The 15,721-nt window shown below is 74.2% G+C and carries 13 protein-coding genes and 1 pseudogene; 7 read left to right on the top strand and 7 right to left on the bottom strand.

Features of this window, described 5'->3' with window-relative positions; translation table 11 throughout:
* Window positions 1-154 precede the first annotated feature (154 nt).
* Window positions 155-1,036 (top strand): formate dehydrogenase accessory sulfurtransferase FdhD, encoded by an 882-nt coding sequence (gene fdhD / locus ACSHWO_RS06720; RefSeq protein ID WP_438310430.1) that lies wholly within the window; start codon window positions 155-157, stop codon window positions 1,034-1,036.
* Between the two features lie 33 nt (window positions 1,037-1,069).
* Here the strand turns inward: fdhD and ACSHWO_RS06715 are convergent, their stop codons facing one another.
* Both ACSHWO_RS06715 and ACSHWO_RS06710 read right to left on the bottom strand, forming a co-directional pair.
* Window positions 1,070-1,534: a (2Fe-2S) ferredoxin domain-containing protein gene (locus ACSHWO_RS06715; protein ID WP_361092141.1), complete on the bottom strand. Its 465-nt coding sequence runs from the start codon at window positions 1,532-1,534 to the stop codon at window positions 1,070-1,072.
* A gap of 9 nt (window positions 1,535-1,543) precedes the next feature.
* Window positions 1,544-2,608 carry a bile acid:sodium symporter family protein gene (locus tag ACSHWO_RS06710; RefSeq protein ID WP_438310429.1) on the bottom strand — a complete coding sequence of 355 codons (1,065 nt, stop codon included), beginning with the start codon at window positions 2,606-2,608 and terminating at the stop codon, window positions 1,544-1,546.
* A gap of 125 nt (window positions 2,609-2,733) precedes the next feature.
* On the opposite strand from ACSHWO_RS06710, the gene ACSHWO_RS06705 reads away from it, so the two are divergent.
* Entirely contained in the window at window positions 2,734-3,585 is an 852-nt protein-coding gene (locus ACSHWO_RS06705; RefSeq protein ID WP_361092147.1) for a LysR substrate-binding domain-containing protein, read from the top strand.
* A 555-nt stretch (window positions 3,586-4,140) separates the two neighbouring features.
* Here the strand turns inward: ACSHWO_RS06705 and ACSHWO_RS06700 are convergent.
* Together ACSHWO_RS06700 and ACSHWO_RS06695 are read right to left on the bottom strand one after the other, a co-directional pair.
* Window positions 4,141-4,881, bottom strand: a pseudogene (locus ACSHWO_RS06700) (IclR family transcriptional regulator domain-containing protein); the annotation flags it as partial.
* 956 nt (window positions 4,882-5,837) lie between these two features.
* Window positions 5,838-6,359 (bottom strand): sigma factor-like helix-turn-helix DNA-binding protein, encoded by a 522-nt coding sequence (locus ACSHWO_RS06695; protein ID WP_361092150.1) that lies wholly within the window; start codon window positions 6,357-6,359, stop codon window positions 5,838-5,840.
* A 563-nt stretch (window positions 6,360-6,922) separates the two neighbouring features.
* Here ACSHWO_RS06695 and metG point away from each other — a divergent pair.
* The 3 genes from metG to ACSHWO_RS06680 all read left to right on the top strand — a co-directional run bounded on the left by metG (window position 6,923) and on the right by ACSHWO_RS06680 (window position 10,411).
* Entirely contained in the window at window positions 6,923-8,638 is a 1,716-nt protein-coding gene (gene metG / locus ACSHWO_RS06690; protein ID WP_361092153.1) for a methionine--tRNA ligase, read from the top strand.
* 237 nt (window positions 8,639-8,875) lie between these two features.
* Complete coding sequence (locus tag ACSHWO_RS06685) at window positions 8,876-9,598, top strand: hypothetical protein (RefSeq protein WP_438310428.1); 723 nt, start codon at window positions 8,876-8,878, stop codon at window positions 9,596-9,598.
* A 33-nt stretch (window positions 9,599-9,631) separates the two neighbouring features.
* A complete protein-coding gene (locus ACSHWO_RS06680; RefSeq protein WP_361092159.1) occupies window positions 9,632-10,411 on the top strand; it encodes a hypothetical protein in 780 nt (259 codons plus the stop codon).
* 79 nt (window positions 10,412-10,490) lie between these two features.
* Here the strand turns inward: ACSHWO_RS06680 and ACSHWO_RS06675 are convergent, their stop codons facing one another.
* The 3 genes from ACSHWO_RS06675 to ACSHWO_RS06665 all read right to left on the bottom strand — a co-directional run bounded on the left by ACSHWO_RS06675 (window position 10,491) and on the right by ACSHWO_RS06665 (window position 12,980).
* A complete protein-coding gene (locus ACSHWO_RS06675; RefSeq protein ID WP_438310426.1) occupies window positions 10,491-11,675 on the bottom strand; it encodes an MAB_1171c family putative transporter in 1,185 nt (394 codons plus the stop codon).
* Window positions 11,672-12,229: a toxin-antitoxin system, toxin component gene (locus tag ACSHWO_RS06670; RefSeq protein WP_361092165.1), complete on the bottom strand. Its 558-nt coding sequence runs from the start codon at window positions 12,227-12,229 to the stop codon at window positions 11,672-11,674. The genes ACSHWO_RS06675 and ACSHWO_RS06670 overlap by 4 nt, the downstream gene beginning before the upstream one ends.
* An 82-nt stretch (window positions 12,230-12,311) precedes the next feature.
* The gene (locus ACSHWO_RS06665) at window positions 12,312-12,980 is read right to left on the bottom strand and encodes a helix-turn-helix domain-containing protein (protein ID WP_361092168.1); all 669 of its coding nucleotides are present in this window, start codon (window positions 12,978-12,980) and stop codon (window positions 12,312-12,314) included.
* Window positions 12,981-13,315: 335 nt separating this feature from the next.
* On the opposite strand from ACSHWO_RS06665, the gene ACSHWO_RS06660 reads away from it, so the two are divergent.
* Window positions 13,316-14,188: a helix-turn-helix domain-containing protein gene (locus ACSHWO_RS06660; RefSeq protein WP_438310425.1), complete on the top strand. Its 873-nt coding sequence runs from the start codon at window positions 13,316-13,318 to the stop codon at window positions 14,186-14,188.
* Window positions 14,189-14,284: 96 nt separating this feature from the next.
* Entirely contained in the window at window positions 14,285-15,709 is a 1,425-nt protein-coding gene (locus ACSHWO_RS06655) for a 6-phospho-beta-glucosidase (RefSeq protein WP_438310424.1), read from the top strand.
* Window positions 15,710-15,721 lie beyond the last annotated feature (12 nt).

The following is a 15,721-nucleotide window of genomic DNA, read 5'->3' as shown; positions in this document are numbered from 1 at the left end:
CCTGACCGGCTACCGATGGGTACGCGGGCGCGTGACCCAACAGGTTCCGCTTGCGGAATTTGGAGATTCCGCGGCATCGCCCCGGTCCGGGACAATGGGGAGCTCAGGTGCACGACGACGTGCACCGCCAGGAGAGAACGGGCGGTCTGATCACATGGGACGGGTCACCGAACGCCGTCGCGTCATACGGGTGCGCAACGGAACGGCCGGGGTGCGCCCGGACACGCTGGTCGCGGAGGAGCCGCTGGAGGTGCGCCTCAACGGCAAGCCCCTCGCGATCACCATGCGCACCCCGGGCGACGACTTCGCGCTCGCCGTGGGCTTCCTGGTGAGCGAGGGCGTGCTCGGCTCCGCCGCGGACGTCCAGGCCGTGACCTACTGCGAGGGGGCCGCGGAGGACGGCTCGAACACGTACAACGTGGTGAACGTCCGGCTCGCGCCGGGGGTTCCGGTTCCCGACATCACCCTGGAGCGGAACGTCTACACCACCTCCTCCTGCGGCCTGTGCGGCAAGGCCAGCCTGGACGCCGTCCGCACGGCGACCCGGTTTCCCCTCCCGCCGGCCGCCGGTGACGGCGTGCGGATCCCCGCGGACCTGCTCGGCCGGCTGCCGGACCGGCTGCGGGCGGCGCAGAAGGTCTTCGACCGCACCGGCGGCCTGCACGCGGCCGGTCTGTTCTCCGCCGACGGCGAGCTCCTCGACCTCCGGGAGGACGTCGGCCGGCACAACGCCGTCGACAAGATCATCGGGCGGGCCCTCCAGGCGGGGCGGCTGCCCCTCGCGGACGGCGTGCTGCTGGTGTCCGGCCGGGCCTCCTTCGAGCTCGTGCAGAAGGCCGTCATGGCCGGCATCCCGCTGCTGGCCGCCGTCTCGGCGCCGTCCTCGCTGGCCGTGGACCTGGCGCTGGAGTCGGGGCTGACGCTGGTGGGCTTCCTGCGCGGCGGCAACATGAACATCTACGCGGGCGAGGACCGCATCGACCTGGACGCCCTGGAGGACCCGGCCGCCGCACCGGAGCCCGCACCCGTCCGTTAGCGGTCCCGGCCCCGTCGGCGGCCGCGGCCCCCGTCAGCGGCCCCGGCGGCCGCTGCCCCGGCGGCCGGCGGCGCCGCCCTTCGCCTTGCGGCCCCCGCCCGCGGGACCCGCCGGCGCCGGCGGGTCGATCCGGTGCAGGTCCAGCGTCGCCGGGAGCGGGGCGACACCCGGCCCGCCCGCCTCGGCCCACGCGATGACCTCGTCGGTGGCGGTGTCGTCCAGGGCCCAGCCGAACCACGCCGCGCGGGCGCCGCGCCTGCGGGCCTCGGTCGTCGGCTGCACCACGATCACGTTGGCCTGCGCGCAGGGGCCGAGGCAGTCGCTCGTACGGACGGCCAGGCGCCCCCCGGAAGCGGCGGCGGCCTCGCGCAGCCGGGCCAGCTGCCCGGCGTGGTCGGTGCCGGGGTTCTTGCGGGGGTCGCCGCAGCAGCAGCCGCGGCAGACCACGAGCGTGCAGGGGCGTTCGGCGTGGGCGGCGATCGGGCGTATCCAGGTCACCGCCGCACGTTACCGGGCGCGCGGCTCGGGGTGTTGGGGGCCGGGGGAGACCTCCGCCACACGCCCGGCGGGGAGTTCGGCCTCGGCCGGAACGCCGAGGGCCGCCCCTGCGTCCCCGGCACGCCGTCGGGCCAGCACCGCACACACCATCAGCTGCATCTGGTGAAAGAGCATCAGCGGCAGCACGGCCAGGCCCGCCTGCGCCCCGAACAGCACGCTGGCCATGGGGAGTCCGGCCGCCAGGCTCTTCTTCGACCCGGCGAACTGGATGGCGATCCGGTCCGCCCGCCCGAACCCGAGCCGCTTCGCCCCGTACCAGGTCACCAGCAGCATGACGGCCAGCAGGACGGCTTCCACCGCCAGGAGCCCGCCCAGCCGCCCGGCGCTGACCCGGTGCCAGATGCCCGCGGCCATGCCCGCACCGAACGCGGTGTAGACGACGAGCAGGATCGAGCCGCGGTCGACGTACCCCAGGACCGCCTTGTGCCGGACCAGGAAGCCGCCGAGGCGCGGCCGCAGCAGCTGCCCGAGCAAAAACGGCAGCAGGAGCTGGAGGGCGATCTTCAGCACGGAGCCGGAGGAGGGCCCTCCGGCGCCGCCACCCAGCAGCCCGGCCGCGAGCAGTGGCGTGAGCACGATCCCGGCGAGGCTGGAGAACGAGCCGGCACAGATCGCGGCGGGCACGTTGCCGCGGGCGATCGAGGTGAAGGCGATGGAGGACTGGATGGTGGACGGCACCAGGCAGAGGAAGAGCAGCCCGCTGTGGAGCGGCGGCGTCAGCACGCCCGGAACGAGGGCGCGCGCGGCGAGCCCGAGGACCGGGAAGACCACGAAGGTGCAGGTCAGCACTGTGAGATGGAGCCGCCAGTGGCGCAGCCCGTCCAGCGCCTCACGGGTGGACAGCCGGGCCCCGTAGAGGAAGAACAGCAGCGCCACCGCCGCGGTGGCGACACCTTGGGCGACGGCGGCGCCCGCGCCGCGCGCCGGGAACAGGGCGGCGAGGCCGACGGTGCCGAGCAGGGCGAGGACGTACGGGTCCAGGGGCAGCCACGAGGGCGGGGACGGGCGGCGCATGTACGGGGCTCACTTGCTGTCGGAGACGGATCGTCCTCATCGTCGGTCGGCGCCCGGTCATCGGGAAACCCGTACACCGATCTGACTGCCATTGCGTTCCGTGATGACCGTGCCACCATGGGGCCATGTACGACCCGGTCCAGCTGCGCACGTTCCTCACGGTCGCCCAGACCCTGAGCTTCACCCAGGCCGCCGGGCGGCTCGGCGTCCGCCAGTCCACGGTTAGCCAGCACGTACGCCGGTTGGAGGAGGCGGCGGGGCGCCCGCTCTTCCTCCGGGACACCCACAGCGTGGAGCTGACGGAAGACGGGGAGGCGCTCCTCGGCTTCGCCCGGACGATCCTGGAGGCCCACGAACGGGCGGCGGCCTACTTCACCGGCACCCGGCTGCGCGGGCGGCTGCGGTTCGGGGCGTCGGAGGACTTCGTGCTGACCCGGCTGCCGGAGATCCTCGAAGGCTTCCGGCACCAGCACCCGGAGGTCGACCTGGAGCTGTCGGTCGAGCTCTCCGGGACCCTGCACGAGCGGCTCGACGCGGGCCGCCTGGACCTCGTCCTCGCGAAGCGGCGCGGGCCGGGGGACGAGCGGGGCCGGCTGGTGTGGCGGGACCGGATGGTGTGGATCGGGGCCGAGGGCCTGCGGGTAGACCCGGACCGGCCGGTTCCGCTGATCGTCTTCCCGCCGCCGGGGATCACCCGGGCCCGCGCGCTGGACGTCCTGGAACGGGCCGGGCGGGAGTGGCGGATCGCCTGTACGAGCGGCAGCCTGAGCGGCCTGATCGCCGCGGCCCGGGCCGGGCTGGGCGTGATGGCGCACACCCGGGGGCTGATCCCGCCGGGCCTGGTCCGGGTGCCGGGGTTGCCGGACCTGGGGCCGGTGGAGTTCGCCCTGCTCCGCGGGGAGCGGGTGTCGCCGCCGGCGGAGGCGCTGGCGGCGGCGGTCCTCTCCGGCGCGGACCGCCTGACCCGCGCCGGCTGACGCGTACCCCCGCCAGTACCCACCGGTCCCCGCCGGTCCCCCTGTCCGTACCCCCGCCGGTACCCCGGTTGCTCAGGTGCCGAGGACCACCAGCCCGTCGTGGGCCCGGAGGCTGCCCGGGGTGAGGGGAGCGAGGGTGCGGGGCAGTGCGAGGCGGGGCGGGCCCGTGCCGTCGGGGGCGGCGTCGAAGAGGTACGCCGCCTCCGACGCGCTGTCGCTGACCAGGTGCGGCCCGGCCGCGCAGGCCGTGGAACGGGCCAGCGGAGTGCGGAACAGGCTGCGCAGGTGGCGCAGGGTCTCGGCCGTGACGGTGGTGACCGGGGGGCCCGTCGAGGCGGTCGGGGCGGCCGGGACGGCGTCCTGCCCGGGCCCGGGGGCCTCGGACGCGGTGCCGTCGGGCCCGGCCCCCGCCGACCCCCCGGGAGCCCCTGTCCCCGCGGGGGCCCCGGGCGTCGCCGCGGCAGCGGCCGCGACACCGGCCCCGGCGGACGCGTCGGCCGGAACCGTGTCCACCGGGGCCGGGGCTTCGAGTGCGTCCGGCGGGATCGCGCCCGCCAGGAGCAGGGCCAGCAGGATCGGAACGGCCTTGCGGCGCAGTGCCTCGGTCGCCCCGGGCAGCCGGTGGGAGTGCACCGCGGGCAGGGACAGCGCGAGGCTGCCGACCGCGCCGCCCGTGGCGATGGGGACGGCGGAGCAGACCACGCCGGGCGAGTATTCGCGCAGGTCGAACACCGGCGAGCCCGGGGCCACCGCGTCCAGGGCGGAGAACAGCACCCGGCTGTCGGTGATCGTCCGGGCCGTGAACCGGGCGGGCCGGTGCCGGGCGACGTGGTCGCGGCGCAGGTCGGGACCGAGCTGGGTCAGCAGGCACTTGCCGACCGCGCTGGCGTGCGCGGCGTCCCGGAAGTCCACCCACTCCCGCACGGGCGGGGTCCCGGGCCCGTCGGCCATCTGCGTGATCCGGACCTCGCCGTCGGCGTACCGGCTCAGGTACACGGCGGCCCCCGCGCTGTCCCGTGCCAGTGCCAGGGTCCGCTGGAGCTGCCCCACCAGCCCCCGGCCGCCGGGGGCGGCGAGCCGGTCGAGGGCGGGCCCGCGCGCGTAGACGCCCGCGCCGGGCCGGAACGCGTACTCCTCCTCGCACAGCATGACCAGGAGCGGCCGTAGCTCTTCCTCGGCCAGCGCGGACTCCCGGGCCAGCTGACCGGCCCGCACCCCGAGCGGGTGCTTCTCCAGGACCCGCACGACGGCCAGCGCGCGGCGGGCCGCCGCGAGGGCCTCGCCGGAGCCGCCCACCGTCACCCGGACGCCGAGGCCGGCGGAGCGGCCGTTGCCGCCGCTGCCGATCGGGCTCCCGTGGCCGGGCCGGCGCCGGCCCGACGCCCGGGGCGGCGGTCCGGCACCCGGCGACTCCGGGGCGGCGAGCGTCGCCTCCGGCCCCGTCTGCCTTCCCGGCCCCGTCTGCCTCCCCGGCCCCGGTGTGCCCCCCGAGCCGGAGGTGCCGCCCGGGACCGGGTCCGGGTCCGGGTCGGGGTGCGCCCCGTCCGCCACCGCCGCCAGCGGTGTCCGGAACCCGGCGAGCACCGCCGGCAGCCCCGGCCTGGGCAGCGGCACGGCGCCCAGGTCGGGATCGTCGCGCTGGTCGACGTACCGCAGGACGGCGGCCTGCGTGCACAGCCGTACCTCGCGCAGGTCCCGGCGCCCGCCCGGGCGGTAGCCGCGCGCGCCGAGCTCGCGCGCCCAGACCCGGGCGTCGTGGTGTTCGCCGCGCCGGGAGTGGTCGAGGAACAGGCAGTAGGCGGCGGCCGCGGTCCGGGCGCGGCCGGAGCCGGCGGCGAACTGCCACCAGAACCTGGCCCCCTCGCGCAGCCCGGCCAGGTGCAGCAGACAGCCGAACACGACCGCACCGGCCAGGTCGGTGTGCGCGCTGGCCAGGAACGCGGCGAGCTGCGCCTCGGCCCCCGGCGCGCACACCGCGGCGAGGCAGACGGCCTTCAGGTCCCGACGGGCCCGTTCGGAGTCGAGGGGGCTGTCCCGGGCGGGGTCGCTCCACAGGTACGCCCGCCGCCGGGCCGTGGCGGCGGTCGGGGCCGGGGCGCCCTTGCGGCGGGCGGTGCGCAGCAGCCGCGCCTCGGCCGCTCCGAGGTCGTAGTGGGGGTACCGGTCGCGGACGCCGGCCCGGGTCAGGAAGTCGGCCAGGGAGCGGCGGGCGGCGGCCCCGCGGCCGGGCTGCTCGTCGTCCTCGCGCCGCCTCATGATTCGGCGGAGGTGTCGAGCAGGCGGGCGAGCCGCCGTTGGGCCTGCCCGAGCTGCGAGCGGACGGTGGCCTCGTCGACGCCCATCACGGAGGCGGCCTCACCGGGGGTGCACTGGAGTCCGTAGCGCAGCAGCACGGCGTCACGCTGGCGTTCCGCGAGCCGGGAGACGGCGGAGTAGAAGCGGATGGTGTCGGTGAGCACCTCGTACCGGTCGGCGGCGGCCTCCTTGAGGGCGGCTTCGAAGGCGGTGACGTCCATGGGGTCGGGCCAGGAGCCGGGCAGCTCCCGCCGGTCGACCAGCCGCTGCTTGAGGATGGTCCAGGCGTAGGCGTCGAGCCGGTCCATGTGCAGCATGCGCAACCACTCGTTCATGATCGAGTCGAACGCGGCGTCCACCGCGGCCTCGGCGGCCGAGTCGGAGCCCAGCTGGAGGTACGCGAAGCGCATGTACGAGGGTCTCCGGTTGGCGTGGAAGGCCCAGTAGGACAGGCGTGCCGTCGGGTTCCACTGGCTCATGGGCGTCGGCCGCCGCCGTCGGCTGGGGAGGCCCACCGCCCCGCCGGGCTCCTCAGGTCCGCCATCGCTCACCGCTCCACCTCACCTCATCCCTGTGGGCGGCAAGACTGGCAGCGCGGGCGCATACGCGGGGCGCAGAAGGAGGAAGGTGGAGGATTACGTTCGGTGATGACCGGCCGCTGACAGACTTCGACCGTGCGCGGGCGCAGCCCGTACGTACGCATATGCCCCCGCCATACGTAATGCCAGGTCGCGCCGGTGGTGCGCCAGGCCGCGCCAGGGTCGCGCCACGGCAGCGCCAGGCCCTCCGGCCGGGCCTCGCGCCGACCCGTGGCGGTCGGTGGTGCGCCGGGCTGCGGGCCCGGTCCGAGCCGATCGCGTCCCGGCTGTAGCATGACCCCATGGCGAGGGCCGTGACGCAGAGGTCACAACCCTCGCTTTTGCGTTACGTCCACCCAGCGAAATGCGGGCGCGTGGCCTTTCGACGGTTCGATACGATGACCCCATCACAATCCGTCACGGCTCGAACGCTGCAACCGCATACATGAATGGAGCATCCGAGGATGGCTCGACACCTGATCACCAGCGCGCTTCCGTACATCAACGGGATCAAGCACCTGGGCAACATGGTCGGGTCGATGCTTCCGGCGGATGTGTACTCCCGGTACCTCCGCCAGCGCGGCCACGACGTCCTCTACATCTGCGCCACCGACGAGCACGGCACCCCCGCCGAGCTCGCCGCCAAGGAAGCCGGCCTGTCCGTCGCCGACTTCTGCGCGCAGGCCCACGACGCCCAGAAGGCGGTCTACGACGGCTTCGAGCTGTCCTTCGACTACTTCGGCCGCAGCTCCTCGGAGCAGAACCGCGAGATCACCCAGCACTTCGCGCGCCAGCTCCAGGAGAACGGCTTCATCGAGGAGCGCGCGATCCGGCAGGTCTACTCGCCGGTCGACGGCCGCTTCCTGCCGGACCGCTACGTCGAGGGCACCTGCCCGCACTGCGGCTACGACAAGGCCCGCGGCGACCAGTGCGAGAACTGCACCCGCGTCCTGGACCCGACCGACCTGATCGAGCCCCGCTCGGCGATCTCCGGCTCCACCGACCTGGAGGTCCGCGAGACCAAGCACCTCTTCCTGCTCCAGTCCAAGCTGCAGCACGAGGTGGAGGCGTGGGTCGCGCAGCACGAGGCGGAGTGGCCGCAGCTGGCGTCCTCCATCGCCCGCAAGTGGCTGACAGAGGGCCTGCACGACCGCGCCATCACCCGCGACCTCGACTGGGGCGTCCCGGTCCCGGCGGACACCTGGCCCGACCTGGCCGCCGAGGGCAAGGTCTTCTACGTCTGGTTCGACGCCCCGATCGAGTACATCGCCTCGACCAAGGAGTGGGCGGACGCCGACCCGGCGAACCGCGACTACAAGGCCTGGTGGTACGAGGCCGAGGACGTCCGCTACACCCAGTTCATGGCCAAGGACAACGTCCCGTTCCACACGGTGATGTTCCCCGCGACCGAGCTGGGCACCCGCGAGCCGTGGAAGAAGGTCGACTACGTCAAGGCCTTCAACTGGCTGACGTACTACGGAGGCAAGTTCTCCACCTCCCAGAAGCGCGGCGTCTTCACCGACCAGGCGCTGGAGATCCTCCCGGCCGACTTCTGGCGCTACTTCCTGATCGCCAACGCCCCCGAGTCCGACGACTCGTCCTTCACGTGGGAGCACTTCGCCGCCACGGTCAACAAGGACCTCGGCGGCACCCTCGGCAACTTCGTCAACCGCGTGCTGACCTTCTCCCGCAAGAAGTTCGGCGACGAGGTCCCGGCCGGCAACCCCGCCGGCGAGGCCGAGGCGAAGCTCGGCGAGCAGATCGCCGAGCTGCTGGCCGAGTACGAGGGCCACATGGACACCCTCCAGTACCGCAAGGCCGCGGCCGCCCTGCGCGCCCTGTGGTCCGCCGGCAACGCCTACCTGGACGAGAAGGCCCCCTGGCTGGAGGTCAAGACCGACCTCGACGGCGCCGCGCTCACCCTGCGCACCGCGATGAACCTCATCCACCTCTACTCGGTGGTCTCCGAGCCGTTCATCCCGGCCTCGGCACGTGCCATGCGCTCGGCCTTCGCGCTGGCCGACGACACGGCGACGTGGGTGACCCCGGAGCAGGCCAAGGCCCTGGCCACGGTCCCGGCGGGCACGCCGTTCACCGTTCCGCCGGTGCTCTTCGCGAAGATCAGCGAGGAGGACCTGGAGTCCTACCGCGAGCGGTTCGGCGGCTCCGAAGCCGGCTGACGGCAGGGCAGGACCAGACGAGGGGCGCGATCCGGGCACGGATCGCGCCCCTCGCGCATGCCCGGGGAACTCCGTTGCGCACCGGTCGGACCCCGTCGGCAGCGGTCCGGTGCTCCCGAAGGGCTGAATCCCTTCCCCCGTCGGGGAGCTTGTCGCGGCTGCGGCGTGTCGTAGCGGTGCCGTGATCGTTTCTTCAGCCGGAACCCTCGGTTCTGCTCCGGAACGAAAGGACGCGCGGTGGCCGCTTGGCAGTACTTCGCGGGGGCGGGCCTGGTGGCGGTGTGCTGCCCGCTGCACGGACAGGTGGCGGTCGACGACGGTGGCGGCAGCCACGCGGCCCGGGCCTCGGCCCGGGCCGACGCGTGTGTGCCCGACGTGCCTGCGCCGGACCCCGGGGGCCGTGCGCCCGTCGGCAGCCCGCCCGCCGTTCGTCCGCCTGGCGGCAGCCCCGTCGTCCGTCCGCCCGTCGGCAGCCCGCCCACCGTTCGTCCGCCCTGGGGCCGGGCCCCTGCCGTCGTGCCGCCGGTGGTGCGGCTGCCCGCGGTGCGGCTTCCGGGCCTGCCCGCCCCGCATGCCGGGGTCCCGGCGCTGCCGTTCGTCGTGCCCGGCGCGGACCGGCCGACCGTGCGCCACCCCGGGCTGGGCCCGCTGCCCGCCGCCGGAGCCTCGGCCGGATCGCCGGCGGCGAAGGCCCTGGCAGCGGCTGCGCAGCCCCCGGCAGCCGCGGCGGATCCCGCGGTGGCTGTCGGGCCGGCGGCGGGCGGAGCCGGGGCTCCGCCCGCGCTCGGAGCCCCGGCCGGGCGGGTCTCCGCCTTCCATGTCCGCCCGTACCGCTCCCAGGCCCTGGCCCGGCGGGAGCCGGGCGGCCTGTCCACCGTCATGCTCATGGCCGCCGTCACCACCCCGGCCGTCCTCGCCGCGGCGGCACTGCGCCCGCGGTCGAAGAGCCGCACCAGCTGATCCCCTGACCGATCCAGCAACGGGAGAACCCTCGTGTCCGAATGGCTGATCCTGGCCATTGCCATGGCGCTCGTCTGCGCCTTCGTCTTCGCCTGCACGGTCATCCGGCACCGCCGGGTCGCGCCCGACGAGGACACCAGCGAGACCCCCGACGTCATCGAGTACATGACGATGATGGTGGGCGTGGTCTACGCGATCGTGCTGGGCCTGGCGATCGCCGGCGTCTGGGAGGCCCGCGGGGCCGCCGAGGACAGCGTGCGCCGCGAGGCCCAGGCGCTGTACGAGGTGAGCCAGCGCGCCGACGTCTACCCGGCCGCCGTCCGCGACCGGATCCGCGGCGAGGTGGACGCGTACGTCGCCCACACCGTCTCCGTGGACTGGCCGCGGCTGACCTCGGGCGACGCGGCCAGCGAGGAGGGCGCCGAACTCCTCGCGAAGCTGCGCGGCGACGTCACCCACCAGAGCCCGGCCACCGAGCTGCAGGCGCAGGCCTACCAGCCGCTGCTGGACCACATCGCCGCCGCGGACGACGCACGCCACGCGCGCGTGCAGAGCGACGAGTCGACGCTGCCCAGCGTGGTCTGGTTCGGGCTGCTGACCGGCGGTGTGGTCACGGTCGGTCTGATCTTCACGCTGCAGATCCGCCGGTCCGGGCGCGAGCTGCTGCTGGCGGGCCTGTTCAGCGCGCTGATCGTGTTCCTGCTGTTCATGGTGTGGAGCTTCGACGCCCCCTTCGGCCGCGAGGGAATCGATTCCGCGGGTCCCTTCCAGGACCTGTTCCCGAAGGTGGCCCTGGCGGCGGCCCTGCGCTGACGCCCGTGGCCGTGCCCTGTGACGCCCCGCGGGGCGTCGGCGGGGGTCCGGGTGGCGCGGCGGCCCCGGTTTCGGTCGGTCAGCAGACCGCCCCGGCCGCCCCCTGCCGCACGCACGCGACGACCGGCGAGTCCCGCAGGGCCCGGGAGACGCGGACGAGGTCCCTCGGGCGGGGCGTGGCCCGGGCGGCCCCGTCCGCGCCCTCCTCGCCGTCGATGGCCGCCCCCTCGGGGTCAGCGGCGCGGGCCCGTACGGCGGCGGCGACCATGGCGGCCTCGCCGACCGCGCGGGCCGTCTCCTCGTCCGATCCGCCGGCCAGGGCGAGGTCGTACGCCCGCTGCCGCTGCCGCTCGTCGAAGTAAGGGCCCAGGTGCAGGAACGCGTCGTGGATGTCCGACTCGCGTTGGATCATGCGCAGCTCCGGCGGCGCCCACCACGCCATCCTCACGCAGGGCGTGCCGGTGGGCGCGCACGGCTGCACCTCGTCCCACAGCGGCCCGAGCCTGCGGTACGTGGTCCAGGTCTGCCAGTGGTCCGACAGCCGTTGGCAGACCAGCGGCAGGACGAAGCCGATGGCGCTGATCAGCGCGCCGAGCGAGGCGAGCGGCGGCGCGACGTACGTGCTCAGGTCGTCGAGGTCGTGGCCGGTCCAGCGGGCCACGACCGCGGTGATCTTGGTGGCGTCGTAGCTGAGGTTGAGGATGTAGCCCGCCACGATGATCATCAGGCCGGTCCGCAGCCAGCCGCGCACCTGGAGGGACCAGCGCCAGCACATGGCCACCATCACCACGGCCGCCACCAGGTGCGCGGTCAGGTAGAGGGCGATCATCTCCCGGACGTACGGCGCGCTCGCGTAGTACGTGTCGAAGTCCCGCAGCCGCTCGTCGGGCGCCTCGCCCATCGAGAAGAGCACGACGAGCACCACCACCACCCCGCAGTAGCCGCCGATCCACCGGCGCGAGATGCGCCGGGTGACGTCGGCGGGGCCGCCCCGCCAGTTCACGATCAGCACCAGGCAGGCGGCGCTGAACAGGGTGATCAGGCAGTACACGAGCGGCGCCGAGAAGTTGGTGACGCCGGTCAGCTCGTTGACCGCCACGATGGTGGGCGGGGCGGCGAAGGCGAAGACCGATCCGGCCAGGACCAGCAGGGAGCACACCGCGCGCAGCAGGGGGTCCCGCCAGTTGTTGCGCAGCGCCGGCAGTTTGAAGGCGAGTGCAATGCCCAGCGCGGCTGCCGGGATGTAGTAGTCCTGGCCGTTCAACGGTCGTTCCTGTGCCCCCGGTATCCGAGCGAGGCCTCGATGCGCCCCGCCAACTGGTCGCGCTGTGCGGGCGCCCGGTGGCTCGCCGACCCGGCGAGCCAGGTCCGGCACCGACTGCCCAGCAGTAAGCCGAAGGTCTCGGCCTCGGTCTCCTCACGGATGTCGGCGCGGGTGCGCGCGGCCACGCGCCGTACGGTCTCGCCGAGGTCGGCCTCGTCGGACAGCAGGCGGGCGGCGACGGCGGCCCCGTCGACGTGGTGGCTGCAGTGGCCGGCCTTCATGTGCCACAGTTCGTGACCGAGGATCACCAGCTGGTGGTCCGGGGCCGTGCGTTCCTCGATGACCACCAGGTCCCGGTCGGCCATGTCGAGCCACAGGCCGCTCGCCGTCCCGGGCGGGAACGCGGCCATCCGGAAGTCCACCCGGCGGCCGCGGATCCTGCTCATGCCCTCGCAGAGGGCGGCGTAGAGGTCCAGGGGTTCCACGGGCGCGGTCAGCTGGAGGCCGGCCACCAGCTCGCCGCACAACCGGCGCTGCTCTCTGCCTATGCTCACCGTTCTCCCCGTCGGCGTGGCTCCGGATCAGGACTCAAGGATCAGACGGACCCAGACTCAGACTGCTGTCGACTGGGCCGGATCAGGAATCGTTCGGTTTGACGCTCTCGAGGAGCATGTCCAGCCACTCGGCGACCTTGTCGCGGTGCTTGTCGCTGGGCAGCTGCGCGGCGCGCCAGGCGATGCCGCGCACTCCGTGGTTCTGGAGCAGTCTCGCCAGGGGATCGCCCGCCGGGGAGGCGGGGGCGGGCACGGTCTCGCGGGTCCGGCCCGCGTAGTCCTGGAGCAGCTGCTGCTCGGTGCGCAGCAGCGCGTCGGTGAGGGCGTCCGCGTCGTGCGCCGTGAGGAACCCCGCGTGGACGCCGAAGAAGCGCTGGATCGCGTCGCAGTGCTCCATCGTGGGCCGGCGGTCGCCGTTGATCAGCGCACCCGCCTGCTGCCGGGACATCCCGGCGCCGTCGGCGATCTCCTGCTGGGTGTAGCGGCGCCCGTTGGGTTTCAGCCTGGTGCGGCGGAGCAGGTCGAGCCGCTGGAGGAAGCGGGTCTGCAGGCAGGGTTCGCCGGCCGGCCTGCCGTCCAGCAGGCTCCGCACCACGTCCATGGGCACGCCGGAGGCCTCGGAGAGGCGGCGCAGGTCAAAGACCTTGTTCGGGTCGCGGCCCATTTTGCCCGCGAGTTCTGCGACGCGCGTGACGGTGGCTGCCAGGGACGGGTTGGCCACCGCGACGGGAGCCGGGAAGCCGTCTGTCACCAGTGGTTCTCCTAGATCGCGGCGAGTCGGTTCGGGCACATGGTCGGCTTTTGGAATCTAGCCGTTCTCCCGCCGCAGGGCCAGAAGTTGCCACAGCTGTGGCGGGAATGAGCTGTCAAGAGGCTGGAATTGCCACGATAGTTGACACTCGAATGACGTCGGTAGCAGGATCGCCAGAGGAAATTGAAGATCCAGACCGTGAGGAGGGGGAGCTCTCGGTGCTACATCTCGCAGCGGTGGGCCCGTCCGATGGCCTCGCCCGAGCCGGTGAGGGGCGCCTGGCGGGCGAGGAGTCCGCACGCGGCGCAGTGCGGTCGGAGCGACGCAAGGAGATTTTGCGCCAGCGCCGCGAGGAACTGGGCCTGAGCCAGGAGGACCTCGCCGCGCGGTTGCGCATCAGCGTTCGCGCATATGGAAACTGGGAACGCGGACTGGTCAAGGAATGGACCGACCGCAAGCTGCTCGCCCTGGCCGAGGCCCTGGAAATGAGCGAGCGGCAGTGTTTCTGGCTTTTCCGCATCATGGTCGACCGGGACCCCCCGCCGACCTGGCGGGCGGCCGAGGAGAACCGGCTGCCCGAAGACCCCGCCCAACGCGACTACCTGTGCGACTACGCGGCCCTCATGGAGGCCGTGCCCTACCCCAGCTTCCTCGTGGACCACCGCTGGGACGTCGCCCTCACCAACTCGGCGTTCGACAGGCTCTTCCAGTCGGTGCGCCCCCACCCCACCGCCCTCCCCGACGACAACTTCCTGCGCTTCGTACTGTTCCACCCGGACGCGGCCGCCGTCCTGGAGGACCACGAACCGGCCTGGTGCGTCCCGCTGCTCGCCCAGTTCGCGGCGGCGCTGGAGGCCGCCCCCGAGGACGAGGGGCTGCGCAGCATCCGCCAGGAGGTGGCCCGCGACCCGTTCATGGAAGCGGCCTACCGCTACGGCGTGCCGCACTGGCTCGCCACCCACGGGGCCGAGGCCGCCGAGCGCGACGGCGCCGTGCGGACCGTGCGCCACTGGGACCCCCAGTGGGGCGTCGTGCGGTGCAGGCTCGTGGCCGAATCCAGCCGCATGCTCGACGCCATGGGGCTCACCCGGATCACCATGGTCCTCCCCGCGGCACCCCAGGGTGCCGCGTCCGGACCCGTCCGCGGCGGCGCCGTCCCGCACCACAAGGGGCCGCGGCTGCGCGCCGTGCCGGCGCTGGAGGACTGACCGGCGGGGGGAGACTGGAGCCCTCACACGTGTGCCGCCGAGCGGATGTCGCGGATCGTGGCATTCGCCGCGGCACTGGCCGAAGGGCGGTAGGGCGTGCGGCTGACGATCCTCGGCGGGGGCGGGTTCCGGGTACCGCTCGTCTACGGAGCACTGCTCGGCGACCACGCCGAAGGCCGGGTGTCCCATGTGACGCTGTACGATGCGGACCCGGGCCGGCTGGCCGCCGTCTCCCGGGTCCTCGCCGACCAAGCGGCCGCGGCCGCCGACGCCGCAGCCGCGCGCCGAGCCGAGGCCGGCACGGGCGCGGGCCCCGCCCCTCGCCAGGCCCCGGCCGTGGCCACCACCACCGACCTGGACGAGGCCCTGCGCGGGGCCGACTTCGTCTTCTCCGCCATCCGCGTCGGCGGCCTGGACGGGCGCGCCGCGGACGAGCGGATCGCCCTGGCGGAGGGCGTCCTCGGCCAGGAGACGGTCGGCGCCGGCGGCGTCGCGTACGGTCTGCGGACCGTACCGGTGGCCCGGGAGATCGCCCGCGCCGTCGCCCGGCTGGCCCCCGACGCCTGGGTCATCAACTTCACCAACCCGGCCGGGCTGGTCACCGAGGCCATGGCCGAGGTGCTCGGCGACCGGGTGATCGGCATCTGCGACTCCCCGGTGGGGCTCGGCCGGCGCGTCGCCCGCGCGCTCGGTGCCCGCCCGCAGGACGCCTGGATCGACTACGTCGGCCTCAACCACCTCGGCTGGCTGCGCGGGCTGCGCATCGACGGCCGCGACGAACTGCCCCGGCTGCTGGCCGACGCGGCGGCGCTCCGGTCCTTCGAGGAGGGGCGGCTCTTCGGGGCCGACTGGCTCCGCTCGCTCGGCGCGATCCCCAACGAATACCTGCACTACTACTACTTCAACCGTGACGCCGTACGGGCGTACCAGGCGGCCGAGCAGACCCGCGGGGCCTTCCTGCGCGACCAGCAGCGCGGCTTCTACGCCGAAGCCGGCCGCGACGCGCTGCCGCCCGGGGCGGCGCTGGCCGCCTGGGACCGGACCCGGGCCGAGCGGGAGGCCACGTACATGGCCGAGAACCGCGAGGCCGCCGGCGCCGGAGCACGCGACGGGGGCGACCCGGGGTCCGGTTCCGGTTCCGGCTCCGGCGGCTACGAGGAGGTCGCGCTCGCGCTGATGCGGGCCATCGCCCGCGACGAGCGGACCACGCTCGTCCTCAACGTCCGCAACCGCTCCACCCTCTCCGTCCTCGACGCGGAAGCCGTCATCGAGGTCCCCTGCCTGGTCGACGCCAACGGCGCCCACCCCGTGGCCGTGGACCCCCTGCCGCTGCACGCCGTCGGCCTGGTGACCGCCGTGAAGGCCGTCGAACGCGCCGTCCTCGCGGCCACGGCCGGCGGCTCCCGGGCCGAGGCCGTCAAGGCCTTCGCACTGCACCCGCTGGTCGACTCGGTGGGCGTGGCCCGGCGCCTCCTCGACGCGTACGCGGACGCCCACCCCGGCCTCGGCCACCTGCGCTGATCCCGGCGCCGG

This window comes from Streptomyces pallidus (ex Mingjun et al. 2026), assembly GCF_051550185.1.
Taxonomy (GTDB): Bacteria; Actinomycetota; Actinomycetes; order Streptomycetales; family Streptomycetaceae; genus Streptomyces.
Note: the sequence above shows the minus strand (reverse complement) of the source record. Positions and strands in the feature narration are given on the sequence as shown.

What these genes read in the sequence shown, in the direction of transcription:
- fdhD (WP_438310430.1), top strand. Translation starts at nt 155, where the DNA reads ATGGGACGGGTCACCGAACGCCGTCGCGTCATACGGGTGCGCAACGGA.
- ACSHWO_RS06710 (WP_438310429.1), bottom strand. Translation starts at nt 2,608, where the DNA reads ATGCGCCGCCCGTCCCCGCCCTCGTGGCTGCCCCTGGACCCGTACGTC.
- ACSHWO_RS06705 (WP_361092147.1), top strand. Translation starts at nt 2,734, where the DNA reads ATGTACGACCCGGTCCAGCTGCGCACGTTCCTCACGGTCGCCCAGACC.
- ACSHWO_RS06695 (WP_361092150.1), bottom strand. Translation starts at nt 6,359, where the DNA reads ATGAGCCAGTGGAACCCGACGGCACGCCTGTCCTACTGGGCCTTCCAC.
- metG (WP_361092153.1), top strand. Translation starts at nt 6,923, where the DNA reads ATGGCTCGACACCTGATCACCAGCGCGCTTCCGTACATCAACGGGATC.